Genomic DNA, 22,457 nt, shown 5'->3' on the forward strand with positions numbered 1-22,457 from the left:
TGCTTCACGGGCGTCCGGGGCTCGCTGCCGCACCGGGTCCGGTGCCCTACGGGGCTCCGTGCCGTACCGGGCTCACTCCTCGCCGGCGAGGGTCATCCCGGCCAGCTTCACCGAGGCGAACACCGTCGCCGCGACCGTGACCACCAGCAGCAGCGGCACGGCGGCCCCGAGCGAGACGTCCGAGCTGATCGCGTTCTGTCCGGCGACCGCCTCGGCCACCGAGCGGCCCCACTGCTGGACACTCAGCGTCCGGGCGCCCTCGACGAAGTTGCCGACCGTCGACTCCCAGATCAGGGCGTACGCCAGCCCGGCGACCACCGCGTGCCGGGTGACCACGCCGAGCAACAGGAACAGCGCGCTGTACGCGGCCCCGGCGACCAGCACCGCCACGGTGTAGCCGAGCGCCACGCCGTCCTGGGTGCCGACCAGCAGCAGCCCGGCCAGCAGCGTCGGGACGACCGAGAACAGCCAGGTGACGCCGATCGCGACGGCCAGCTTGGTGGTGATGATCCGCCACCGGGGCAGCGGCTTGGCGAGCAGGTAGACGATCGAGCCGTCGTCGATCTCGTTGGCGATCACCCCGGTGCCGACCACCAGCCCGAGGATCGGGATCAGGGTGCCGAGGCCGAGGGCGCCGAGGATGTTGCCGGCCATGTCGTGCCGGTCGGCGCTGGACACGCTCGCGATGGCCGAGATGACCAGCAGCAGGGCGGGGACCACCAGCAGCAGCAGGCCGCGGCGGCGGCCCAGCAGCCCGCGCAGGGTCAGCCTGGCGACGGTGGGGTTCATGGTCGGTCGGCCCCTTCCTGGGCAACAACGGCCTGGGCAACAACGGTCCTGGCGGCGGTACTCACGCGGAGACCAGGTACGAGAAGACACTCTCCAGCGATTCGTCCGCCGGGGAGACGGTGTACAGCCGGATGCCGGCCTCCCGGGCGACCCTGGGCAGCAGGGTGGTGAAGCCCTGGAAGTTCACCGCTTCGATCCGCAGCGCCCGTTCCCGGTCGTCCACCTCGATGCCGGTGGTGGAGCCGTCGGCGATCAGCGCGGCGGCGAGCCGGCGGTCGTCGCTGGAACGGACCAGGTAGCGGTGCGGGCGGTCGGTCATCAGCCGGCGGATCTTGCGGAAGTCGCCCGAGGCGGCGTGCCGTCCGGCGACCACCACCTCGATGTGCCGGGCCAGCTGCTCGACCTCCTCCAGGATGTGGGAGGAGAACAGCACGGTCCGGCCGTCCTCGCCGAAGCGGCGCAGCAGGTCCATCAGCTGGAGCCGCTGGCGCGGGTCCATGCCGTTGAAGGGCTCGTCGAGCAGCAGCACGGACGGGTCGTGGACCAGCGCGGAGGCCATCTTGACCCGCTGCTTCATGCCCTTGGAGTAGGTGCCGGTGCGGCGGTCCTTGGCGTAGGCCATCTCCACCAGGTCCAGCGCGCGGCGGGCGGCGGCGCCCGGCTGGGGCAGGCCGTGCAGTTCGGCGTTGGCGAGGACGAACTCCCAGCCGGTCAGGTAGTCGTACATCGACTCCCGCTCGGGCACCAGGCCGATCTGCTTGTACACCTGCTGGTTGCGCCAGATCGGCGCGCCGTCCAGGGTGACGGAGCCGCTGGAAGGGGCCAGGAAGCCGCTCATCATGTGGATGAGGGTGGACTTGCCCGCCCCGTTGGGACCGAGCAGGCCGGTGATGCCCGGGCCGATGGCCATGGTGATGTCGTTGACCGCGACCACGTTCCCGAACCAGCGGGAGACCTTGTCGATGCTGATGGTGGCCATGTCGCCCTCTCACACGTTCCGATAGCGGCGCAGCAGCAGCCGGTACGAGCCGGCCACCATGGTCACCGCGACGAGCGCGAACACCGCCGTTCCGAGGCCGCCCGGCGCGTGCCGGCGGTCGAGCCCCCCGCCGAGGCCGAACACCTCGTTGACCAGGGACTCCACCAGGTCGGTGGGCGAGATCAGCGACATCCACTGCGCGGCGTCGGAGCCGGTCGTGCTGGGGTTGCTGATCCCGACCGCGGCCGCTCCCAGCGCGGCGCTGACCGCCAGGTAGCCCATGATGGCGGCCACCCCGAAGCCCCGGCGCGGGGTGGCGGCCGCGATCACCACGGCCACCGAGGTCGGCACCAGGGCGTACAGCACGGCCGCGACCAGGCCGTACAGGAAGTGCCCGGTGTTGTGCGCGAAGTCCATCCCGCCGAGCAGCGCGCCGACGTACAGCACCAGCAACGGGGCCACCATCAGCAGCAGTTGGGCGCAGACCATGGCGCCGAACTTGGCCCTGACGTAGTCGGTGCGGGTGATCGGGCGGGAGAAGTAGAGCGGGACGGTCTGGTAGCGCAGGTCCCGGGAGAGCAGCACCGGCGCCTGGGAGGCGAGGAAGACCGAGACCACCAGGCTGAGCATGGAGAGGTAGCCCGCGTACTCGACCGGCAGCTCGTCGCGCTTCATCACGACCGAGAGCGCCACCATGATCAGCGCCGGCACGGTGATCACGCCCAGCACCAGCATCGGCAGCACCTTGGACTTGCCGGAGCGCCCGAGGCCGTACGCGGCGCGCAGGCTCTGGGTGAAGAGCGCGCGGGTGGCGTAGGAACGGCCGAGCCGGGGACCGGTGTAGCCGCGGTAGCCGATGTCGTGGATGACGCCGGTGTCGGCGGACCTGGTCTCAGGAGGCAGCGACATCGTTCGTCCCTCCCCTGCTGTCCTGCGGGGCCTGGGCGTCCCGCTCGTGGGCGTCGGTGAAGAGCTCGGCGACCCGGTGGCGGCGCTGCTCCAACCGGACCAGGCCGAGACCGAGTTCGGCGACGGCGTCGCGGATGGTGTCGTACGTCGAGTCGTCGGCCAGCCGGACCAGCAGCTGGTGCGAGCCCTCCGGCTGGACGGACAGGCCGGCCGCGGCGAGCCGCTCGCGGACCGCCGGGCCCGGCTCCAGGCCGTGGTCCTCCGGGTGGTCGCTGACCTCGACCGCGAGGACGGCCGTCGCCTCGGTGAAGGAGGCGGTGGAGGAGGAGCGCAGCAGCTTGCCGCCGTCGATCACGACCAGGTGGTCGCAGGTCCGCTCCAGCTCGCCGAGCAGGTGGGTGGTGACCAGCACCGAGATGCCGAAGTCGGTGTGCACCCGGCGGATCAGGCCCAGCATCTCGTCCCGGCCGGCCGGGTCGAGGCCGTTGGTCGGCTCGTCCAGCAGCACCAGCTTCGGGTCGTGCACCAGTGCCTGGGCGAGCTTGACCCGCTGCTTCATGCCGGTCGAGTAGCCGCCCATCGGGCGGTACCGCTCCTCGTAGAGGCCGACGTGCCGCAGGGTGTCCGCGGTGCGCTCACGGGCGGCGGTGGCGGGCAGGCCCGCCATCCGGGCCATGTGCACCACGAACTCGGTCGCGGAGACGTCCGGTGGCAGGCAGTCGTGCTCGGGCATGTAGCCGACCTGCGCGCGGATCTCGGAGCCCCGGGTGGCGACGTCCAGGCCGAGGACCTCGCCCCGGCCGGAGGTCGCCGGGGCGAGCCCGAGCAGGATCTTGATCAGGGTGGACTTGCCCGCGCCGTTGGCCCCGACCAGACCGACCACACCCGGCCGCACCTCGACGGTGAGCTGGTCGAGGGCGGTGACGCGGGGAAACCTCTTGGTGAGGCCGTCCGTCTTGATGACAGCTGTGGACACGGCACCAACGTAACGGTCTTGTGCGGCAAGGGCCATGGGCTCGAATGACGAGCCCGTCTGCTGCTGCGGTATGACGCCGGGCCCCCTCCCCCCTAGGGGTTCGGCAAAAGCGGAACCCGCCTGTACCCTTTGTCGAACTCTTTGCGTACTTGCCGAATTCTTTGCCGACGGGGGTGCCGGAACAGCGTGCCGGCACGGGAGGGGATCGATCGACATGTCTGATCGGGCGACCGCGTTCGACCGCATGATGAACCCTTGGGCCTACGACGCGGACGGGAACCTGACCGCTCAGGCCCGCGCCCAGGAGGCGGCCCGCACACAGATCAACTCGGCCTCGGCGTCGGGCGGCGGAGGCGGCGGGGGCGGGGGCGGCTTCAGCGCCGACCCCAACGCGCTCACCACCGCGGGGAACAGCTCCGACCAGATCCACGCGCGCCTCAACACCGACGGCCGGGGCGCCGACGAGGCCACCACCAAGGTCTCCACCTCGCTCGCCAACTGGAGCACCGGCAAGGCCGCGGCGGGCGCCGTCGGCACCTGGGACCAGTGCGTCGCCGCCCTCGGCGCCACCATCGGGCAGACCACCCAGGCGCTGCGCGCCACCGCCACCAACTACCGCCAGAACGAGTCGGCCGTCCAGCACGACCTCGGCGCCTGAGAGGACAGCTGCAATGGTCGACTTCCACGAACTCAGCACCGCCGACTTCGGCGTCCTGGACACCGCCGCCACCGCCTGGACCACCGTCGCCCAGAAGCTCCAGGCGATGGACGGCGACTGGGACACCACGGTCATAGCCAAGGTCAACTCCGCCTGCTGGACCGGCCCTTCGGCCGACCAGGCCCGCCCCGGCCTCCAGCGCACCAACGAGCAGCTGACCGCCGCCGTCACCGAGGCCAACGCCTTCGCCTCGACCTTCACGGAGGCGTCGACCGAGTTCAAGGCGGCGAAGACCAAGCTCGACAAGGCGGTCGCGGACGCCCGGACGGCCGGACTGACCGTCACCGACAACGGCACCGTGAGCTGGCCCCCGGCCGACAACGAGACCCGGCACGACTACGAGGCCTACCGGGATTACCAGAAGGAGTGGGGCGACAAGGCGGGGGCCGCCCGCAAGGCGATCGACGCGGCGGTCGCGGAGGCCACCGCCGCCGACGAGCGGATCGCCTGGGCGCTGCGCTCCGACAGCATGACCGACGGGCAGAAGTCCTTCAACGGCAAGGCCATCGGCGGCGGCCCGGAGGCGGACGGCAAGCGCGCCGCCCAGCTCGCGGCCAGGGGCGGTGACATATCCGATCCCGAACTCACCGAGCTGAACTCACTGTTGGCCGCGCACGGCAACGACCCGAAGTTCTCCACCAAGTTCTACCAGGACCTCGGCCCGGACGGCCTGATCAAGTCCTGGAACAGCATGGTCGGCGACCCGGCGCACCCCCGCGACGACAAGTCCCCGCGCTGGAAGGCCTACGAGGAACTCCAGAAGAACCTCGGGCTCAGCCTGGCCACCGCCACCCGCACCACCACCGAGCCGCACCTGTCGGACGAGTGGGCCGCAGCGCTGCGCAAGGCCGGCTCCCAGCCGGTCTGGGACAAGCCCTACCGGGCCTCCGGCCTGGACTACGTGCCGTACGGCTACCAGGTGCTCTCCGGCATCCTGATGAACGGGAACTACGACGCCCACTTCATCAACCCGATCGCCGAGCACGTCACCCAGCTCGACACCCAGGACAGGTACTGGCCGGCCCCGCCGCCCGGCTCCAAGATCCACGGTTTCAACCTGACCGGGGGCGACGAGGCGGGCTCCGGCTTCCGCCCCACCACCGCCGTCCTGGAGGCGCTCGCGCACAGCCCGGAGGCGGCCAACAAGTTCTTCACCGAACAGCCGACCGCGTACAACGAGGACGGCACGGTCAACAAGGGCGGCAAGCCCAAGCCCTCGGACTACTTCGACTACTACGCCCACGACAAGGACTGGATCCCGGACACCACCTCGCGGGACTCCAAGGTGTGGGACGCGAGCAAGCAGGCCGGACCGGCCGCCTTCGGCCGCGCCCTGGAGGCGGCCACCACCGGCCACCCGTACGACGAGCCGGGCCCCGTTCCGCCGGACAGGCACACCACCGAGCAGGCCGACCTGATGAAGCGGGTCGTGGACACCTTCGGCCGGCACGGCGACGACGGGGGGCTGGACGACATCAAGGGCGACGGCAAGCTCGCCGCCATGCGGGGCAGCCTCGGGCACATGAGCGCCGAGTACATCGGGGACATCCAGAACGCCCTCTCCCATACCCATGCGCTGCCCGTCAACGGCTCCCCGGCCAATCTCGGCAAGTCCAGCGTGGCCGGCCTGCTGGACGCGCTCGGACGGGATCCGGAGTCCTACGGCGCCGTGGTCAACGCCAACCAGGCGTACACCACCGCCCTCATCCGCGGCCACATGGACGGCGGGCAGACCGACTTCGCCCGGCTCAACGTCGACATCGACAACATCGCCCACGCCGGCGGGATCGCCAGCGGCATCCTCAACGAGGCTCGGGTCGACGAGGTGCACTACCAGCACGCCAAGTCCGACAAGGAGTTCAACGAGGCGCTGGAGAAGAACGTCGGCTACGCCAAGGACGCCTTCAACAGCGTCATCGGCACGGTGACCGAGAAGGTACCGGTCGGCGGCGAGATCGCGGGGAAGATCGTCGACTCGATCGCCGAGAGCGTGATCGAGGCCAACAAGCAGGACACCACGGCAGCCGGCCAGCAGACCGCACGCAACGACGATGCCGATGCCCAGAACCAGGCGGTGGGAGGCGTCAAGCAGGCCGTCAAGGACGCCGGCAGCGGCTCCGGGATGAGCCTTGAGGACATCGAGCGCCTCGCCGAGAGCGCCGGGAAGAGCGTGATGGACGGCTACAACGGCGGCGTCACGAACAACCACTCCGCCAACGCGAAGGGCAGCGCGTGAAGGATCTCGCGGCTCGGTGGATCCGCTTCCTGGCGAACCGGTGGGCGTGGCGCCTCGACAGCCGCTGGTGGCTTCCCCGCTTGCTGGTCCTGGCGGTGGCGGCCGCCGGGTTCGTCGGCTACCGGGACTGGCAGGGACACCGTCCCACCGACCCGCCCGGCCGCGCCGCCCACCTCTGCAGGATGCCCACCGGCCCCGACACCCCGCTCGGGCGGCTGCTGCCCAACGGCGAGCAGGACGTGGAGGAGCAGACGAAGTCCTACATCGGCCGCGACCCGCAGACCTGCGTCATCCGGGTCGACGGGCGCACCGCGATCACCTTCACGTCCGTCGGGCACAAGGGTGAGCTCGCCCTGACCTCCGAGGCCGCCAAGCGCCCGGACGCGCGCAGCTTCGACATCGCCGGCCTCGGCTCGTCGTGGCCGGGCGGCACTGCCGTGGCCGCGAGCTGTCTGGGCGGGAGGTACCGCTCGAACGACTACATCCAGTTGGAGGTCGCCACCGGAGAGGCCGCCCGCACCCCCGACGACTCCGGCGACGGCGTCCGGGCCGAACTCGAACAGCTCACCCGGGCCGCACTGGTGGAGGCGAGGAAGGACCTGTGCTCATGAAGCGATCCCAGGCACTGCTGGCCGGCGGAACGGCGCTGCTGCTCGGCGGCGGCCTGCTCGGCTGGCACCTGTACCTCGACCACACCGAGTACCGGCCGCCGGCCGTGGCCCTGTCACACGGAGAGTGCCGGGGCCTGCTCGACGACCCGGGGATCGCCGAGCTGTTGGGCCGCGCCCCCCGGGTCTTCGCGACCACGGAGTACGTGCCGGCGACGGCCGAGGCCAAGCCTTCCCTGCACTGCCGGATCTCTGGAGAGGACGGACGGTCCCTGGCCGCCGACGCGGAGTTCGGAGATGTGAGGTCCGGCGGCGACAGCCTCGGAGCAGCCGCCTTCGGTTGCTCGGTGAACGGCCGGACCGAGGTCTACCGGGCGGTCCTCCGGATCACCGCGAAGGGCAGAAAACCCTTCCCCGACGGACCCGGCCGGGAGCGGATGGGCGAGCTGGCGAGCGGCTTCGCCAAGCGGGCCGCCGAGCAGCAGCTCGGCTGCGCGGGCGGCGCCGAGCAGCTCGAAGCGATGTGAGCCGACCGGCGCCGGGAGCGGCGCGGGATCAGCTGTGGGCGCGCTCCCACAGCTCGGTGACCTTGCCGGAGGCGTCGATCGCCACCTTGTAGTCGCCGGCCGAGCAGGGGTACGAGCCCTTGTCGCTGAGCGGCGTGGCGAGGCACTCGTTGACGTGCTTCACCAGGTCGGCCAGGTTGACGTCCTTCGGCGGGGCCAGCACCGAGCTCAGGTGGCCCTTGGCGGTGGGCGCGAACGGGGCGCTCTTGTCCGCGCCGACCGGCTCGAAGACGACGTCGTTCACGCCGCAGGCGTCCTTGGTCTCCTTGTAGACCAGGGTCGTCGCACTGGTGCCCTTCGCCGGGTACACCCACTTCTGCCCGGCGGGCAGCGGCTCGTGGGTGCAGAAGCCCTCCGGCTCGCCGGCCGCGGACGGCTTGCCCGTCGCGGCGGGCTTGCCGGTCCCCGCGGGCTTGCCGCTCGGCGCCGGGCTCCCGGTGCCCGCCGGGGCGCCGGTGGGCGCGGCGGAGGCCGCGCCGGTCGGCGCGTTTCCCGCGCCCTGGTCCGAGGAGTTGTCCGGGCCGCAGGCGGCCAGGCCGAACGCCGCGGCGGCGACCAGGGCGGTGGCGAGCAGTCTCCTGGAACTGGAAGAAGGCATGACGAAGGAACCCCCGTGGTGACGCATGATCAGTTTCGTGGTGCGGCGGACAGACTAGCGCCCCGGCCCGACACCCTCGCCGACGGCGGGGCTCAGCCCAGCTGGGCGAGGCCCTCGGTGGCGATCCTCTCGAAGACCGCGAGGTCGTTCTCGAAGACCGAGTCCGGGACGGGCCAGTGGATCACCAGCTCGGTGACGCCCAGCTCCCGGTAGGTGCCCGCCCAGTCGACGAAGGCGTCCACCGACTGCAGCGGCTTCTCCGCGGTCGAGCCCTGGAGCAGCACCTTCTCCAGCGTCGCGGCGTCCCGCCCGACGGCCTCGCAGGCCGCCGTCAGCTTCTCGATCTGCCGTGCGATCACGCCGGGCGCCTCCGCCGGCGGCACGTCCGCCGGGCCCTTCGGGTCGCCGTACGTCACCCAGCCCTGTCCGTACTCGGCGGCCAGCTTCAGCCCGCGCGGGCCGGCCGCCGCCACGTAGAACGGCACCCGCGGGTTCTGCACGCAGCCGGGGATGTTCCGCGCCTGGACCGCCGAGTAGTACGTTCCCTCGCGGGTCGTGGCGTCGTTGCGCAGCAGCTCGTCCAGCAGCGGCACGAACTCCCCGAACCGGTCCGCCCGCGCCCTCGGCGACCACGCCTCCTGCCCCAGCGCCGTCGCGTCGAACCCCGTCCCACCGGCCCCGATCCCCAGCGTGAACCGCCCGCCGGACACGTCGTCCAGCGTGATCAGCTCCTTCGCCAGCGTCACCGGGTGCCGGAAGTTCGGCGAGGACACCAGCGTGCCCAGCCGCAGCCGCTCGGTGGCGGTGGCGGCGGCCGTCAGCGTCGGAAGCGAGCCGAACCACGGCTCGTCCTGGAACGACCGCCAGCTCAGGTGGTCATAGGTGTACGCGGCGTGGAACCCGAGCTCCTCGGCCCGCCGCCAGATCTTCTGTCCCTCGCTCCACCGGTGGATGGGGAGGATCACGGTGCTCAGACGCATGCCCCCGACCCTACGGGAGCCGTCAGCGGCCAGGCGCCCTCTGACTTAACGACCGGCTCCTTCACGCGTTCGCAGCCGGATTCCTCTCCAGGACACGACCGCCGGTGCGGACCGGCCCCCTGTCGGATTCAACGCTGCAGCCAGCTCAGCAGGGTCGTCGCCGTGAACACCGTGCCCGACGCCAGACAGACCGCGCGCGTTGTCAGCCACCCCGGGCCTTCCGGGGGCTGGGACTGCGGGACCGGAGCCAGCAGCGCGTCCGCGAAGGCCTGGGCGGTCGGCGGTCGGTCCGCCGGCTCGACGGACATCGCGGCCCGTAGCAGCAGGACGACGTTCGGTGGGAGTTCCGTTCCGGCTGGGAGCGCCGGCAGCGTCGAGGCGGCCGGCTGGTCGGTCATCAGGGCTGTGGCGCGTCCGCCCGGGCCGAACGGCTTCTGCCCGGTCAGCAGCTCGTAGGCCACGACGGCCAGCGCGTACACGTCGGCCCTCCCGTCGAACCCGCCGGTCTGGAAGGCCTGTTCCGGTGCCATGTACGCGGGCGTGCCCGTGGTCACCGTCAGCCCGGATGCGTCGGCCAGTTGCTTCGCGCTGCCCAGATCCGCCACCAGCACCGCGGCGGGCTCAGGGCCGGTGGCGAGCAGCAGGTTGGACGGCTTGACGTCGCGGTGCACCACGCCCTCCTCGTGCAGGACCTGGACCGCGTAGCCCGCCTCCGCGGCCAGCCGCAGTGCCTCCTGCGGGTCGCACTGCCCGACCCGGTCCGCCAGGGTGCCGCCGCGTACGTAGTCCATGACGAAGTAGGGCCGGTCCTCCTGCACCCCGACGTCGTGCACCCGGACCACCCGCGGGCTGGCGATCCGGCGCAGCAGCCTCGCCTCCGCCAGGAACCGCTCGCGCACATCGGCGTTGGCGGCCCAGTTCTCGGCCAGCACCTTCACCGCGACCTCGGTGTCGAGCTCCGGATCGTAGGCCTTCCAGACCGTCGCGAAGGAGCCGGCGCCGAGCCGCTCCGTGAGGAGATAACGGCCGAGCTTGCGCATGTGGCAGCATTCTGCCGGAGTCGTGGGGAGTGCGGAACTCCCGTTCGACGGGTGGCAGGCCAGGCGGGACGAAACGGGGGGATCCGGGTGTTCGAGGACGGCGAGCTGGAACGGCTCGTGACGGCTGCTCAGGCAGGGGACCCGGGGTCGATGGAGTACCTGCTGGCCAAGCTGCGGCCGGTGGTGCTGCGCCGCTGCTCGCGCTTCCTGCCCCACCACGCCGACGCGGAGGAGGCAGCGCAGGACGCGCTCCTGTCCATCAGCACGCACCTGGGCACGTACGGCGGCCACGGCTCCTTCCAGGGCTGGGTGACGGTGATCGCCTCGAACGCCGCCCGCTCCACCTACCGCTCGATGCGCCGGCGCGCCGAGGACAGCCACGCCGACCTCCCCGAGCCCGTCGACCCGCGCACCACCAGCGTCATCGCCGGGACCCGGCTCGACGTGATGGAGGCGCTGGCCGCGCTGGAGCAGCAGCACCCCACCCTGGTGGAGGCCTTCGTGCTGCGCGACCTGGGCGACCTGACCTACGTCCAGGTGGCCGAGGAGCTGGACGCCCCGTTGAGCACGGTCAAGGACCGTATCGACCGGGCCCGTCGCTTCATGCGCGAGCGTCTGGTCACCGGTCTGTGAAAGGCGGCCACGCCGTCGTCCGGCGCCGGTCCGCCGTCGCCGCCCTGGTGGCCGCCGCCGCGCTCGGGCTGGCGACCGGCCGGTTCGTCCTGCCACCGCCCCCCGGCACCACCGCGCACGCGGCAGCGGGGTCGGGTGCCGCGGTCGGCGGGGCGTCCCCGGGCGCGTCCGCTCCCGCGACGCCCGGCGGGTCCGTCCTGACGCCCGCGCCCTCCGGCTCCGGCGCGCCGACCGGTGCGACCGGACCGGTGACGACCGCGAACCTCCTGGAACCCGCGGCGTTCAGCCCGGAGTTCGGCATCGGGCAGATCCACGTCACCGACCGGTACGGCGACGGGGCTTACGCCAACGCGGCCTGCACCGGCGAGAAGACCCTCACCCAGACCCTGGGCGGGCGCGGTGCCCACTTCCGCGGGCTGATGACCAGCCCCCGCACCAGCCCGGACGACCCCACAGTGGCCGGCGACAGCGGCGGCCAGGTCGCCCGCGAGGTCGCCGCCGACGCCCGGAGCCCTTCCCTGGCGGAGAACTACAGCGAACGCCTGCTGCTGGAGGAGGTGCCCTGCCAGGAGCAAGCGCCAGGGCACTGGGTCTACGGAAGGACCACGACGCTGCAGCTCGCCCCGGACGTCACCGCGCGCTGGATGGGCACCTACCAGGGATCGCTCAACACCATCGGCAGTGCGCCCGAGGGCAAGGAGCCCTGCGGCGGCATCGCCGTGCTGCGCAGCGGCAACCACTACGGAGTGCTGGAGGTCCACGCCTGCCTGGGCACGGCCGCGATGGACCGCGTCGTCAGGACCGCTCTGTCACAGCTGTGAAACAGCCGGTCAGGGCTCCGACTTTCCCTCCCCCGGCGGCATCTCCCCGGTTGTACGAGGACGCAGCAGGCGTCCCGACCAGCAGGGGGACCAGATGACCGAGAACCAGACCGTCCAGCAGAAGTCCGTTCGCCGCAACCGGATCGCCGCCGCGGCCTGCTTCGCCGCCGCACTGATCACGGCCAGCGTCGTCGGCACCCAGTCGGCCACCGCCGAAGGGGCCGCGCAGAACGCTGCCCGCCCGGCTGCGGTCGCGGCCGCCGCGCCCGGACTCGGCTCCGCCAAGCTCGTCCAGAGCGAGGACTTCCAGCAGGGCCTGAACCCGGTCGGCGCGACCGTTGCGCTGACCGGACGCCAGGGGCTGTCCGCGTGCTCCGGCGAGGAGACGATGCGCGACCTGACCAAGGACAAGGCCACCGCGTACGCGTCCGTGACCTGGACCTTCGACACCGACGGCCTGCTGATCGAGTCGGCCGCGAGCGCCCCCACCGGGACCGAGGCCGCCGCCTGGGAGCAGCAGCTCGTCGCGCTCGTTCAGGACTGCCAGGACGAGCCCGCCGGACACTGGTACTACGGCGCGGCCCACACCCTGACCGTCAACGGCGGCACCGCCCACTGGTACCCGGCCTACAACGGCGACGGCACCGTCAGCGGCGGGGGCGCGGTCCTGCGCAGCGGCACCAGGGTCGCCATCGTCGAGCTCACCGGCCGGCCCACCGACGCCCCGACCTACGTCGAAGGCATCGCCACCGCAGCACTGAAGCGCCTCTCCTCCTGAACGGCGGCCCCGCTCCGCCCGCGCCGCCGGGCGGAGCCGACCCCGAACCACCCGGCACGGCACGTACGACGGCGCGGTCGAGGCCAGGAACATCCCCGGCTGCGTGCAGGCCCCGCGGGTCTCCTCCTACGTCGCCGCCACCGGCCCGCACGGGCTGAAGCCGGCGGCCGGGTACGGGCAGGGCTGGGTCACCTACGGCGACCCGCGCGGCCCGGCGGACGTGCCGGTCGAGCAGGCCCCGGCCGTGGTCGCGGGGCAGCTGGAGAAGCCGGCCGCCGCCTGCGCGGAGCGCGGACGCGACGCCGCCAGCCTGCCGGGGGCTCTTCCCGAGTGGGCCGCCAGGGACCGTCCGCAGTGTGTTCTCGCAGGTCAGACCGTGACGGGTGAACGAGGCTTGACCGAGGACACCAGCGTGCCCAGCCGCAGCCGCTCGGTGGCGGTGGCGGCGGCCGTCAGCGTCGGAAGCGAGCCGAACCACGGCTCGTCCTGGAACGACCGCCGGCTCAGGTGGTCATAGGTGTACGCGGCGTGGAACCCGAGCTCCTCGGCCCGCCGCCAGATCTTCTGTCCCCCGCTCCACCGGTGGATGGGGAGGATAACGGCACTCAAGCGCGTGCAACGACGATACGCGCGCATCTCGGCGCACCTTCGGACCGCTCGCGCAACGGTGAAGGGGAGGTCGGCTAGCGTGGCGCCATGGGCACACTGAGCAGGCGAGAACTGACCGCGCTGGTCGAGGAGGCGACGGTCGACACCTACGACGAGCACGAGGAGGTGTCGGCTCTGTTCACCGCCGTCGAGGAGAACCTGGCGGTGCCGTTCAGCACCTCGGTGCTGGGCGTCGAGGTGACCGTGCGCGGCGTCGACCTCTCACGGGACGGAAGGATCGTCGCCCTGTGCACCCGCGGCAAGTTCCGACAGACGATCGGGCTGCTGGACCTTCCCCTGCCGGAACCGGCTCCGGACGGAGCGCAGTGGGTCGAGGCATATCGCCACTACTGGGCGCAGTGAGCGTCGGAACCTTCGAGAACGGGAGGGCTCGCATGACTGTCGTGGTGCCGAGCGAGGAGGAGGCGTCATTGCGAGGCCTGATCGAGCGCTGCGCCGAACTGAAAGGCGAACTGGTCGAGTTCGCCCAGAGCGCGCGCTTCGACCGGTGGCTGACCCCACTCCTGCTGGAGGCAGCCGGCCCCGAGCGACGGCTGGATGAGGATGAGGCGATCCGGATCATCGATCACTTCATCCTGCGGTTCCCTCTGCCGGACGGTTCGACCGTGGTGGACCGGTTCGTCGCAGGGCGGCGGGACCTGACCGAGGCCGACCGGGCGATGCTGCTCGGCTGGCGTGACCCGGTCGAGGGCATCTTCGAGGTCCGGCGCAAGGACGGGGACGCCGTCGTCCTGCTGAACCTGATCGACGACCTGGAGTACCGCACGTACTCGAACGTCGGGCGGGCGGCCTTCCGCGGAGTGTCCAAGGGGGGATTCCTGCACACCTGCCTGGTGCCCGTCCACTCGGCCGACGGGGCGTGGCTGATCTCCGGAATGATGTCGCACTACCCGAAGTCCAACGCCACCGAGATCGCCCGGGCCGCGCTCCACCTGGCCACCAATCACCCCGAACTGGTCTTCCGCAACCCGGAGAAGATCGAGCAGGGATGGGAGTCGATGCGGGCGGACCGGGCCGCGTTCATCCGGTTCTGCGGCAGCGACGAACTGGTCCTTCCCCCTGCCGAGGTCGAGGAGAGGCTCAACTCCTACTACCGGCACCGGCAGGAGGCCGCAGTCGCCGAGCGGCCCGACCGGGCCCGGGGCGGGCGGCTGCCGGGAATCGATCTGCCGGCCTTCGAACTGCCGCAAGCCCTCGCGGACTCGGACACCATCGGCGTCATCTACGACGAAGTCGACGGGCTCAACTTCTACGCGGACTACGGGATGCTGCGGGACCTCTTCACCGACCCGGCCCTCGCGGGCCGCAGGCGGCACCAGGACCTGCTGCGCGTGTACCTGCGCGAGGAGTCGATCGCGCCGCTGCCGATCCGCCTCCTGGCCGCCGCCCACCCGGAGACGGTCGACGCGGTGTTCCGGAAGCTGCTGCGCAAGCCCGACTTCACCTGGAGCGAGCACGGAGATGCCCTGCTGCGCCGACGCAAGCCCTGGTACTACGAGAACGAGCCCCGCCCTGGCTTCTCCGTGATCGGCGAGCGCCTCAGCGAACTCGTCGCCGCCGGCAGCCGACGGCAGAAGTTCACCAGGGCGCGGCGCGTGCCTCGCAGGCCCGGTCACCCGTAGCCGGCGCGCAAGGAACCGGAGCGAGCCGGCCCGGCCGCGGTGCAGGCGGGGCTAGGGGTGCGGGCGGGTGCGTTGGGCGGGGAGGGACGGGGCGGAGGTGCGGCGGGCGAGCTCGGCGAGGGTGTGGAAGAGGACGTCGCCGAGCAGGACCGGGTCGCGCGAGGCGTCGGGCGCCTGCGGGTCACGGGTGTCGGGGCGGGCGGTCGGGGGCGGCTGGTCGCGGAGCTGGCGTGTGGGCATGGCTCTTCCTGCCGACGGGGTTGCCGTGGGCAGTCATGCCCGCCGTAGCCGACCGGACACCCCGGGTGCGGGGGGATCGGCCGGAAACGGCGCATGAAGGGCTTGATCACGGCACGGACGGCCCGTGGCCACGTCCCCGCGGCGGTGCCCCGGCCGCGCCGATGGGCGAAGATGGTCCGGTGACCGAACCCCGTACCGCGCCCCGCCTCATCGCCACCGACCTGGACGGCACCCTGCTCTGCTCAGGCGGCACCGTCACCGACCGCACCGCCGCCGCCCTGGCGGCGGCCGAGGCGGCCGGGGTGCAGGTGGTGTTCGTGACCGGGCGCCCGCCGCGCTGGATGCAGCAGGTGAGCCCGCACATCGGCGGTCACGGGGTGGCGATCTGTTCCAACGGCGGCGCGGTGGTGGACGTGCGGCGCGGCGAGCTGCTGGAGACCTTCCCGCTGCCGGTGGAGACCACCCTGGCGGTGGTGGACGCGCTGCGGGCCAAGCTGCCCGGCACCGCGTTCGCCTTCGAGCACCCGGGCGGCTGGGCCCGCGAGGCCGGGTACGCGGTGCCGATGTGGGGCGACGAGATCGAGCACGAGGTCGGCCCGGCGGAGGAGCTGCTGGGGGCCGGCGGGCCGGTCCGGGGCCTGTTCAAGCTGCTGGCCAAGCACCCGGACCTCGACCCGGACAAGTTCCTCGCCGAGGCCCGGGAGGCGGCCGGGCACCTGGCCGAGATCACCCGCTCCGCGTCGATCCCGCTGCTGGAGATCAGCGCGCCCGGCGTCACCAAGGCCAGCACGCTGGCCCGCTGGTGCGCCGGGCGCGGGATCGACCGGAGCGAGGTGGTGGCCTTCGGCGACATGCCGAACGACCTGGAGATGCTGGCCTGGGCCGGCACCGCGTACGCCGTCGCCAACGCGCACCCGCAGGTGCTGGCGGCGGTGCCGCTGCACACCGTGAGCAACGAGCAGGACGGCGTCGCGGCGGTGCTGGAGCGGCTCCTCGGCCTGTAGCGGGCCGGCCCGCCGGACCGGCCTAGCCGAAGCGGCCGTTGACGTAGTCCGAGGTCCGCTGGTCGCGCGGGCTGCCGAAGACCTGCTCGGTCGGCCCGGCCTCGACGATCCGCCCCGGGGTGTCGTGGGTGGCCAGGAAGAACGCGCAGGTCTGCGAGACGCGTTGGGCCTGCTGCATGTTGTGGGTGACGATCACGATGGTGAGCCGCCCGCGCAGCTCGGCGATGGTCTCCTCGACCCGCCGGGTGGAGGTCGGGTCGAGCGCGGAACACGGCTCGTCCATCAGCAGGATGTCCGGCGAGACGGCCAACGACCGTGCGATGCACAGGCGTTGCTGCTGTCCGCCGGAGAGCGCCCCGCCCGGGGTGTGCAGCCGGGTGGACACCTCGTCCCAGAGCCCGGCCCGGCGCAGGCTGGTCTCCACCAGGTGCCGGCGCTCCTCCTTGGACGCCTTGATCCCGGCCAGCTTGAGCCCGCTGGAGACGTTGTCCTGGATGGACATCGCCGGGAACGGGTTGGGCCGCTGGAACACCATGCCGATCCGGCGCCGCACCTCGGCGGGCCGGCGGCCGGGCCGGTAGACGTCGTCCCCCTCCAGCAGCACCTCGCCGGAGAGGGCGGCGCCGCGCACCATCTCGTGCATCCGGTTGAGGATGCGCAGGTAGGTGGACTTGCCGCAGCCGGACGGGCCGATCAGCGCGGTGACCTCGCCGGCCGGCATCGCCAGCGAGACCCGTTCCAGCACCTTGCGGCTGCCGAACCAGGCGGAGACCTCCCGGGTCTCCAGCCCGGCGAGCGGCTCGCCGCCGGGCCGGCCCTCCGGGTACTGCTGGTCGGTGTACGGGGCGGGGGCGACCGGGGGCAGGGTGATGGTGTCGGCGACCGGGTCGGCCGGCGAGGGGTCGACCAGTGGGGTGTCGGTCAGTGGTGCGTCGGTCATCGGAACGGTCCTCCGGGCGCGCGTCAGTAGAGGTTGGGCAGCAGGGCGGCGGCATTCTCGTAGACCGCCCAGAGCAGCGCGCCGACGACCGGCGCGAGGCTCAGGTACGCGGCCGAGCGCCGCCAGTACCGGGCCAGCACCAGGGCGCCGGCCACCGCCCCGAGCAGGCCGAGCGACCACAGCTGGAGCGTGGCCAGCGCGCCCTTGTCCGCGGCCAGCGCCTTGTCGTACCGGACGGTCGCGGGCCGGCCGCCGGGGTTCTGCTCCGGGTCGCCCTCCAGCCGGGCGCCGATCAGCACGGTGGAGCCGGGGATCCAGTCGGAGTCGCCGGTGACCAGCACCAGCCGGTTGCGGGCCGGGTCGGCGATCGGGTGGTCGCCGTCTCCGTACACGTTGACGGTGTAGGTGAACCTGCCCTGGCCGGTGGTGGCTTCGATCTTGTCGCCGACCCGCAGCTTGGACAGCTCGGCGAACGGCGCGCCGAAGGTGGCGCCGCGGCCGAAGACCACGGCGACCCCGCGCTGGCCGGGCAGCGCGGTGTCCCGGCGGTGGCCGGGGCCGCGCATCAGGTCCCGGCCGGTGGTGCCCTCGACCACCACGGCCTGGTGCAGGCCGATCGCCGGGATGTCCAGCAGCGCCACCGGGTCGCCGTCGGCGGCCGCGCCGGTCGGGGCGACCGCCCGGGCCAGCTGGTCGCGGAAGGTCTTGTACGCGGTGGACTGGTAGTGCTTCTGCTGGACGTGCGAGAGCGTGAACAGGTACCCGACGAAGCCGAGCACCAGCGCGGCCGCCAGGCTGACCGCCCAGGCGCCCTGGAGGAACCGCCGCCGCCCGGGGGAGACCGCGGGCCGGGCCGGGGCGGTGGGCGCGGCGGGGGCGGCCGGCTGCGCCGGCGCGCTCCGCGCGACCGGCTTCTCCAGCACCGGGGCGGTCACGAGGTGCCGCCCGGGCGGTTGCGGCGGCGCAGCAGACGGCGGCCGAGCAGCGGCGGGACGAGCACCACGGCGAGCAGTTCCAGCGCGGTGAGGGAGGACAGCATCCAGTCCTCGGGCTTGCCGCTGACCTCGACCACGTTGGCCGCCACCTCGGTGGCGCCGCCGCGGCCGCGGGCGACCACCTGGCCGGTCTGCGGGTCGATCACGTCCCCGGTGCCGTCGCCGGCACCGGGCGCGTTCGGGTCACCGCCGGCCGCACCGCCGGCGGCGTTCGGGTCGCCGGCACCGGGCGCGTTCGGGTCACCGGCGGCCGCACCGGCACCGCCCGCACCGCCCGCCCCCGCCCCGTTGCCGGCCTTGCCTCCGCCGTTGCCCCCGGCGCCACCGGAACCGCCGGAGCCGCCGTCGCCGCCCGCACCGCTCTTCACCGCCTGGCCGCCCTGCACGGTGCAGGGCACCGGCGCGTCCTTCTTGTCGCACGGGCTCGGCATCGGCGCGTTCTTGAGGACGGTGAGCTCACCGGCCGAGTTGAAGGTCGGGTTGGCGCAGTTGGAGAGGGTGTCCGGGTTCACCGGGCTGGCGTTGCCCGGGATGCTCTTGGTCTGGAGCAGACCGCCCTTGACCAGGCCGCGCGGGATCGGCGAGTAGCCGAGGCCGTCCGCCTCGCCCTGGCCCTCGCAGAGCACGTAGGACAGGAAGCGGCTGAGCGCGGAACCCTTGTCGTTGTTGAACCGCGGCGGCACCGGCTGGGCGGCCCCGGCCCGCGGCACGATCACGTAGCTGTAGCTGGAGATCGGGTAGGAGCGCGGGTCGTCCATGGTGTAGACGCCGTCGAGGTTCTGCTGGAGGTAGTTCGGGTCGGTCGCCGGGGTGTTGTCGTCGACGCCGCGGATCTTCGCCGCGGTGAGCGCCACCGCGACGTTCGAGGCGGTCGGCAGGGAGTAGTAGCCCGCCGAGTTGAGCACCTTCACGACCGGCCAGTTGCTGCGCTTGGCGAAGGCGTACTCGTCGTAGCCGATGGTGCCCTGGTTGTTCGGGTCCTTGATGTAGCCGGCGACGGTGTCGGAGCTGCTCTGCGCGGTCATCCGGCCGGAGGCCGGGAAGAACTCGGTGTAGTCGCCGCAGGTGGTGCCGTTGACCCCCTTGCAGTAGGCCTCCCACTGGCCCTGGTGGGTGTGCTGCATCCACCGGGTGAACTGCGCGGTGGCACCGGAGCCGTCCGAGCGGACCACCGGGGTGATCGGCAGGTTCGGCAGGGCCTTGCCGTAGTCGGCGGCGATCTTCGGGTCGTTCCAGTTGGTGATCTTGCCGGTGAAGATGTCCACGATCGTCTGCGGGGCGAGCCGCAGGTCCCGGACCTGCTTGCCGCCGATCACCAGGTTGTACATGAAGGTCGTCCCGCCGGCCGTGATCGGCACGTACGAGAAGCCGTAGACCGGGTTCTCCCGGGTGCCCTGACCGCCGCTGCGGCGCTCGCCGCTGAGGCCGGTGTCGTCCTGCGTGCGGAACGGCACGTCCGAGGCGGTGAAGTCGTCCTGCCCGAGGCTCCAGGCGTTGCGGCCGGCCGCCGAGCCGATCGGGTTGAAGTTGATCTGGATGCCCTGCGGGCCGACGTCCTGGCGCCACTGGTCGATGGCCGGACCGGCCCAGCTGGAGCCGTCCGCGTTCAGCGCGACCGAGGCCGCGTACGCCGGGACGGTCTGCCCCAGCAGCAGGGAGGCCGCGGCGAGCAGCAGGGACAGCAGCCCTGCCGCCAGTCGGGCCACGGAGCGCCTTGCGGCCTCCCGGGACATGTGAACTCCTCTGGTTCCGAGGGTGGTTGTACGGAACATCACTGCTTCTTCGGCTGGATGGCGGACGGACGGGAGGCGGCCGCCGCGGCGGTCTCAGGACGGCGGGCGTCGCGGTCGAGGCGGCGCTTCTGGGCCCGCGTCAGCCGGCCGGGCTGCCGGCCGCCGAGCACGCGGGCGGTGACGAAGAGGATCAGCACCACGACCATCAGCGTCAGGCCGGCGGCGAAGCCGCGCGCGATCATTCCGTCGTAGGGCTGCTTGACGTAGTTCCAGATGTACAGCGGCAGTGACACCTGGTGCTCGGCGAACGGGTTGCCGTTGAACTGCGAGGTGAAGCCGGCGGTGAGCAGCACCGGCGAGGTCTCGCCGACGCCGCGTGCCATGCCGAGCACCACGGCCGTCATCAGGCCGGGCCGGGCGGTGGGCAGCACCACGTTCCACACCGTGCGCCACTGGCTGCCGCCGAGTGCGTACGAGGCCTCGCGCAGGGTGCCGGGCACCAGCCGGATGACCACCTCGGCGGCCCGGGTGACGATCGGCATCATCATCACGGTGAGCGCGAGCGAGGCCGCGAAGCCGCTCTTCTCGAAGCCGAAGGTGATGATCACGATGCCGAACACGAAGAGCCCGGCCACGATGGACGGCAGCGCCGTCATCGCCTCCACCAGCGTCCGCACCGGCCGGGCCATCCGGCCGCCGACCTCGGACATGAAGACCGCCGCGGCGATGCCCAGCGGGACGGCGAACAGCGTTGCCAGGCCCAGCTGTTCGAGCGAGCCGACGATCGCGCCGAGCGCACCGCCGGAGTCGATCGGGGAGAGCGGGCCGGTACGCTCCATCGACTCGGTGAAGAAGTTCAGATGACGCGCGGCATCCATGCCCTTGCTCGTCACGAAGCCGATCTGGTCGGCGATCAGCGCGACGACCAGGATGCCGGCGCTCCACGCCACCACGGACACCAGGCGCTCGCGCACCATCAGGGGGCCCCACTGGAGCCGGCCCAGCGCGAAGTAGCCCGCCAGGAACAGCGCGTACCAGCAGAGCAGGAAGCCGGACGCGCCGCTGAACGGCAGCACGCGCTCGTACAGCAGCCAGTTCAGCCCGAGCGAGCCGGCCAGGGCGCCGGCCACGGTGAAGACGTCCTCGGAGGTGACGCCGCCGAGTCGGACCTTCTTCTCGGGGCGGAGTTCGGCTGTCGCGGCCGGTTCCGGACCGGCGGCGGGCCCGGACGCCGCGACCGGCGGCAGGTCGAGCGTGGTCATCGGGTGGTCCCTTCACGGTGGTTCGGACGGCGGTGGGTCTGACGGCGGTCGGTCGGACGGTCCGTCATGCTCAGTCCGCCGTCGAGGCGCCGGAACGGGACCGGTTGATCACGAAGCCGGCCGCCACGTTGACCACCAGGGTGAGCGCGAACAGCACCAGGCCGGCCGCCATCAGCGCGGAGAGCGAGAGCTTGTCCGACTCGCCGAACCGCAGCGCGATCAGCGCCGAGATCGAGTTGGCGCCGTTCTCCAGGACGTGCGTGATGGTCTTGAAGCTCGGCGAGATGATCAGCGCCACGGCGATGGTCTCGCCCATCGCCCGGCCGAAGCCCAGCATCACCGCGCCGATGACGCCGCCCTTGCCGAACGGCAGGACGACCGTGCGCACCATCCCCCAGCGGGTCGAGCCCAGCGCGTACGCGCCCTCCCGCTCCCCCTGCGGGGCCTGGGAGAAGACCTCCCGGCTGAGCGAGGTGATGATCGGGATGATCATCAGGGAGACCACCACGCCGGCGATGAAGGTCGAGGAGGTGTAGGAGGTCCCGATGTCGCCGGTGCGGACCTTGAGGAAGGGGATGTACTCCCCCAGGTGGTTGGCCAGCCAGCGGACGAAGCCGACGATCCGCGGCTGGAGGAAGAACAGGCCCCACAGGCCGTAGACGATGCTGGGGATCGCCGCCATCAGGTCGATCAGCGAGATCAGCGCGCCGCGCAGCCGCGGGGGCGCGTACTCGGAGATGAAGATCGCGGTGGACAGCGCCACCGGGACGGCGATGACCAGCGCGATGACGGCGATCAGCAGGCCGTTGGGCAGGACGGCGGCGATGCCGAAGTTGTGTGCGGCGGTCTGCCACTTCTGCTCGGTCAGGAAGGACCAGCCGACCGCCCGGAAGGCGTCCGTGCCGCGCAGGATCAGGAAGAAGGCGATCAGGCCCATGATCGCGAACACCGAGAGCCCGGCCACCCGCAGCACGCCGCGGAACACCCGGTCGGCCGGGGTGGCGGGGGCGGTGATGACGCGGGGGACGTCGGTGTCGGGCGCGCGGTCGGGTCGGCCCGACGCCCCGGCGGGCGTTGCCGCGGGCTCGGCGGCGGCTGTCATGGCTGCATCTCCGTGCTCGGGTACGGAGGCCCGGGCGGAGCCCAGGCCCTGAGGGTGGCCCGGCGGGGCCGGAACGGCGGCCCCGCCGGGTCGTACGACGGCGTGCGCGTCACGGGCGGCGGCGCACCCGCGACCAGCCCTTGCGCAGCCCGTTCAGCGCCCGCTCACCGGCCGGCGTGCCGCCGAGGGCCAGCGCCGCCGGACCGCCGACCAGCAGCACCAGGCCGCCGATCAGCGCCACCGGGAGCAGCAGCCGGGC

The 22,457-nt window shown here is 72.3% G+C and carries 23 protein-coding genes and 1 pseudogene; 10 read left to right on the top strand and 14 right to left on the bottom strand.

Annotated elements, in window-relative coordinates; genetic code table 11:
* Nucleotides 1-72: 72 nt before the first annotated feature.
* From ACFU7Y_RS16185 to ACFU7Y_RS16200, 4 genes are all read right to left on the bottom strand, one after another.
* Nucleotides 73-789: an ABC transporter permease gene (locus ACFU7Y_RS16185; RefSeq protein ID WP_224280793.1), complete on the bottom strand. Its 717-nt coding sequence runs from the start codon at nt 787-789 to the stop codon at nt 73-75.
* A gap of 61 nt (nt 790-850) precedes the next feature.
* Nucleotides 851-1,768 (bottom strand): ABC transporter ATP-binding protein, encoded by a 918-nt coding sequence (locus tag ACFU7Y_RS16190; protein WP_224280792.1) that lies wholly within the window; start codon nt 1,766-1,768, stop codon nt 851-853.
* Between the two features lie 9 nt (nt 1,769-1,777).
* Nucleotides 1,778-2,677 (bottom strand): ABC transporter permease, encoded by a 900-nt coding sequence (locus ACFU7Y_RS16195; RefSeq protein ID WP_224280791.1) that lies wholly within the window; start codon nt 2,675-2,677, stop codon nt 1,778-1,780.
* Nucleotides 2,661-3,653, bottom strand: coding sequence for an ABC transporter ATP-binding protein (locus ACFU7Y_RS16200; RefSeq protein ID WP_224280790.1), 993 nt, complete (start codon nt 3,651-3,653; stop codon nt 2,661-2,663). Before ACFU7Y_RS16200 ends, ACFU7Y_RS16195 begins: the two co-directional genes overlap by 17 nt.
* Nucleotides 3,654-3,867: 214 nt before the next feature.
* Here ACFU7Y_RS16200 and ACFU7Y_RS16205 point away from each other — a divergent pair, with 214 nt between their 5' ends.
* From ACFU7Y_RS16205 to ACFU7Y_RS16220, 4 genes are read left to right on the top strand one after another with little or no spacing between them, the layout of a single operon-like run.
* Nucleotides 3,868-4,311, top strand: a complete 444-nt coding sequence (locus ACFU7Y_RS16205; protein ID WP_224280789.1) for a hypothetical protein — start codon at nt 3,868-3,870, stop codon at nt 4,309-4,311.
* Nucleotides 4,312-4,324: 13 nt separating this feature from the next.
* Complete coding sequence (locus tag ACFU7Y_RS16210) at nt 4,325-6,607, top strand: hypothetical protein (RefSeq protein ID WP_380768355.1); 2,283 nt, start codon at nt 4,325-4,327, stop codon at nt 6,605-6,607.
* Nucleotides 6,604-7,218: a hypothetical protein gene (locus tag ACFU7Y_RS16215; RefSeq protein ID WP_224280787.1), complete on the top strand. Its 615-nt coding sequence runs from the start codon at nt 6,604-6,606 to the stop codon at nt 7,216-7,218. The genes ACFU7Y_RS16210 and ACFU7Y_RS16215 overlap by 4 nt, the downstream gene beginning before the upstream one ends.
* A complete protein-coding gene (locus ACFU7Y_RS16220; protein WP_224280786.1) occupies nt 7,215-7,742 on the top strand; it encodes a hypothetical protein in 528 nt (175 codons plus the stop codon). Before ACFU7Y_RS16215 ends, ACFU7Y_RS16220 begins: the two co-directional genes overlap by 4 nt.
* Before the next feature lie 28 nt (nt 7,743-7,770).
* Here ACFU7Y_RS16220 and ACFU7Y_RS16225 read toward each other — a convergent pair whose 3' ends face one another.
* The 3 genes from ACFU7Y_RS16225 to ACFU7Y_RS16235 all read right to left on the bottom strand — a co-directional run bounded on the left by ACFU7Y_RS16225 (nt 7,771) and on the right by ACFU7Y_RS16235 (nt 10,399).
* Nucleotides 7,771-8,379, bottom strand: coding sequence for a hypothetical protein (locus tag ACFU7Y_RS16225; RefSeq protein WP_380768356.1), 609 nt, complete (start codon nt 8,377-8,379; stop codon nt 7,771-7,773).
* A 92-nt stretch (nt 8,380-8,471) separates the two neighbouring features.
* On the bottom strand, nt 8,472-9,359 hold the full coding sequence (locus ACFU7Y_RS16230; protein WP_380768358.1) for an LLM class flavin-dependent oxidoreductase: 888 nt from the start codon (nt 9,357-9,359) through the stop codon (nt 8,472-8,474).
* A 128-nt stretch (nt 9,360-9,487) separates the two neighbouring features.
* The gene (locus tag ACFU7Y_RS16235; RefSeq protein ID WP_224282661.1) at nt 9,488-10,399 is read right to left on the bottom strand and encodes a serine/threonine-protein kinase; all 912 of its coding nucleotides are present in this window, start codon (nt 10,397-10,399) and stop codon (nt 9,488-9,490) included.
* An 87-nt stretch (nt 10,400-10,486) separates the two neighbouring features.
* Here ACFU7Y_RS16235 and ACFU7Y_RS16240 point away from each other — a divergent pair, with 87 nt between their 5' ends.
* The 3 genes from ACFU7Y_RS16240 (at nt 10,487) to ACFU7Y_RS16250 (ending at nt 12,631) form a co-directional block, all read left to right on the top strand.
* Nucleotides 10,487-11,032 (top strand): RNA polymerase sigma factor, encoded by a 546-nt coding sequence (locus ACFU7Y_RS16240; protein ID WP_224282660.1) that lies wholly within the window; start codon nt 10,487-10,489, stop codon nt 11,030-11,032.
* Nucleotides 11,029-11,853, top strand: a complete 825-nt coding sequence (locus ACFU7Y_RS16245; RefSeq protein ID WP_380768359.1) for a hypothetical protein — start codon at nt 11,029-11,031, stop codon at nt 11,851-11,853. The genes ACFU7Y_RS16240 and ACFU7Y_RS16245 overlap by 4 nt, the downstream gene beginning before the upstream one ends.
* Nucleotides 11,854-11,947: 94 nt before the next feature.
* On the top strand, nt 11,948-12,631 hold the full coding sequence (locus ACFU7Y_RS16250; RefSeq protein WP_380768360.1) for a hypothetical protein: 684 nt from the start codon (nt 11,948-11,950) through the stop codon (nt 12,629-12,631).
* 372 nt (nt 12,632-13,003) lie between these two features.
* Here the strand turns inward: ACFU7Y_RS16250 and ACFU7Y_RS16255 are convergent.
* A pseudogene (locus ACFU7Y_RS16255) lies at nt 13,004-13,267 on the bottom strand (LLM class flavin-dependent oxidoreductase); the annotation flags it as partial.
* Between the two features lie 60 nt (nt 13,268-13,327).
* Between ACFU7Y_RS16255 and ACFU7Y_RS16260 the strand changes: the two are divergent.
* Nucleotides 13,328-13,642: a hypothetical protein gene (locus ACFU7Y_RS16260; RefSeq protein ID WP_380768361.1), complete on the top strand. Its 315-nt coding sequence runs from the start codon at nt 13,328-13,330 to the stop codon at nt 13,640-13,642.
* A gap of 32 nt (nt 13,643-13,674) precedes the next feature.
* The gene (locus tag ACFU7Y_RS16265; RefSeq protein WP_380768363.1) at nt 13,675-14,922 is read left to right on the top strand and encodes a hypothetical protein; all 1,248 of its coding nucleotides are present in this window, start codon (nt 13,675-13,677) and stop codon (nt 14,920-14,922) included.
* A gap of 51 nt (nt 14,923-14,973) precedes the next feature.
* Here the strand turns inward: ACFU7Y_RS16265 and ACFU7Y_RS16270 are convergent, their stop codons facing one another.
* On the bottom strand, nt 14,974-15,162 hold the full coding sequence (locus ACFU7Y_RS16270) for a hypothetical protein (protein ID WP_224282655.1): 189 nt from the start codon (nt 15,160-15,162) through the stop codon (nt 14,974-14,976).
* 161 nt (nt 15,163-15,323) lie between these two features.
* On the opposite strand from ACFU7Y_RS16270, the gene ACFU7Y_RS16275 reads away from it, so the two are divergent.
* Entirely contained in the window at nt 15,324-16,166 is an 843-nt protein-coding gene (locus tag ACFU7Y_RS16275) for an HAD family hydrolase (protein WP_224282654.1), read from the top strand.
* A 22-nt stretch (nt 16,167-16,188) separates the two neighbouring features.
* Here the strand turns inward: ACFU7Y_RS16275 and ACFU7Y_RS16280 are convergent, their stop codons facing one another.
* The 5 genes from ACFU7Y_RS16280 to pstC all read right to left on the bottom strand — a co-directional run bounded on the left by ACFU7Y_RS16280 (nt 16,189) and on the right by pstC (nt 22,198).
* Nucleotides 16,189-17,106: a phosphate ABC transporter ATP-binding protein gene (locus ACFU7Y_RS16280; protein WP_224282653.1), complete on the bottom strand. Its 918-nt coding sequence runs from the start codon at nt 17,104-17,106 to the stop codon at nt 16,189-16,191.
* A 23-nt stretch (nt 17,107-17,129) separates the two neighbouring features.
* Complete coding sequence (locus ACFU7Y_RS16285) at nt 17,130-18,041, bottom strand: class E sortase (RefSeq protein WP_380768365.1); 912 nt, start codon at nt 18,039-18,041, stop codon at nt 17,130-17,132.
* Nucleotides 18,038-19,834, bottom strand: a complete 1,797-nt coding sequence (locus ACFU7Y_RS16290) for a substrate-binding domain-containing protein (protein ID WP_380768366.1) — start codon at nt 19,832-19,834, stop codon at nt 18,038-18,040. Before ACFU7Y_RS16290 ends, ACFU7Y_RS16285 begins: the two co-directional genes overlap by 4 nt.
* A 38-nt stretch (nt 19,835-19,872) precedes the next feature.
* Nucleotides 19,873-21,096 carry a phosphate ABC transporter permease PstA gene (pstA, locus tag ACFU7Y_RS16295; RefSeq protein ID WP_380768368.1) on the bottom strand — a complete coding sequence of 408 codons (1,224 nt, stop codon included), beginning with the start codon at nt 21,094-21,096 and terminating at the stop codon, nt 19,873-19,875.
* Between the two features lie 70 nt (nt 21,097-21,166).
* Nucleotides 21,167-22,198, bottom strand: a complete 1,032-nt coding sequence (gene pstC / locus ACFU7Y_RS16300) for a phosphate ABC transporter permease subunit PstC (RefSeq protein ID WP_380768370.1) — start codon at nt 22,196-22,198, stop codon at nt 21,167-21,169.
* Nucleotides 22,199-22,457: the final 259 nt, after the last annotated feature.

This window comes from Kitasatospora sp. NPDC057542, from assembly GCF_042801945.1.
Taxonomy (GTDB): Bacteria; Actinomycetota; Actinomycetes; order Streptomycetales; family Streptomycetaceae; genus Kitasatospora.

Excerpts from the sequence above, each read along its gene's own strand:
- ACFU7Y_RS16265 (WP_380768363.1), top strand. The coding sequence starts at position 13,675 with ATGACTGTCGTGGTGCCGAGCGAGGAGGAGGCGTCATTGCGAGGCCTG.
- ACFU7Y_RS16260 (WP_380768361.1), top strand. The coding sequence starts at position 13,328 with ATGGGCACACTGAGCAGGCGAGAACTGACCGCGCTGGTCGAGGAGGCG.
- ACFU7Y_RS16270 (WP_224282655.1), bottom strand. The coding sequence starts at position 15,162 with ATGCCCACACGCCAGCTCCGCGACCAGCCGCCCCCGACCGCCCGCCCC.
- pstC (WP_380768370.1), bottom strand. The coding sequence starts at position 22,198 with ATGACAGCCGCCGCCGAGCCCGCGGCAACGCCCGCCGGGGCGTCGGGC.
- ACFU7Y_RS16195 (WP_224280791.1), bottom strand. The coding sequence starts at position 2,677 with ATGTCGCTGCCTCCTGAGACCAGGTCCGCCGACACCGGCGTCATCCAC.
- ACFU7Y_RS16205 (WP_224280789.1), top strand. The coding sequence starts at position 3,868 with ATGTCTGATCGGGCGACCGCGTTCGACCGCATGATGAACCCTTGGGCC.
- pstA (WP_380768368.1), bottom strand. The coding sequence starts at position 21,096 with ATGACCACGCTCGACCTGCCGCCGGTCGCGGCGTCCGGGCCCGCCGCC.
- ACFU7Y_RS16250 (WP_380768360.1), top strand. The coding sequence starts at position 11,948 with ATGACCGAGAACCAGACCGTCCAGCAGAAGTCCGTTCGCCGCAACCGG.
- ACFU7Y_RS16290 (WP_380768366.1), bottom strand. The coding sequence starts at position 19,834 with ATGTCCCGGGAGGCCGCAAGGCGCTCCGTGGCCCGACTGGCGGCAGGG.
- ACFU7Y_RS16235 (WP_224282661.1), bottom strand. The coding sequence starts at position 10,399 with ATGCGCAAGCTCGGCCGTTATCTCCTCACGGAGCGGCTCGGCGCCGGC.
- ACFU7Y_RS16230 (WP_380768358.1), bottom strand. The coding sequence starts at position 9,359 with ATGCGTCTGAGCACCGTGATCCTCCCCATCCACCGGTGGAGCGAGGGA.
- ACFU7Y_RS16275 (WP_224282654.1), top strand. The coding sequence starts at position 15,324 with ATGGGCGAAGATGGTCCGGTGACCGAACCCCGTACCGCGCCCCGCCTC.
- ACFU7Y_RS16220 (WP_224280786.1), top strand. The coding sequence starts at position 7,215 with ATGAAGCGATCCCAGGCACTGCTGGCCGGCGGAACGGCGCTGCTGCTC.
- ACFU7Y_RS16225 (WP_380768356.1), bottom strand. The coding sequence starts at position 8,379 with ATGCCTTCTTCCAGTTCCAGGAGACTGCTCGCCACCGCCCTGGTCGCC.
- ACFU7Y_RS16280 (WP_224282653.1), bottom strand. The coding sequence starts at position 17,106 with ATGACCGACGCACCACTGACCGACACCCCACTGGTCGACCCCTCGCCG.
- ACFU7Y_RS16210 (WP_380768355.1), top strand. The coding sequence starts at position 4,325 with ATGGTCGACTTCCACGAACTCAGCACCGCCGACTTCGGCGTCCTGGAC.
- ACFU7Y_RS16190 (WP_224280792.1), bottom strand. The coding sequence starts at position 1,768 with ATGGCCACCATCAGCATCGACAAGGTCTCCCGCTGGTTCGGGAACGTG.
- ACFU7Y_RS16185 (WP_224280793.1), bottom strand. The coding sequence starts at position 789 with ATGAACCCCACCGTCGCCAGGCTGACCCTGCGCGGGCTGCTGGGCCGC.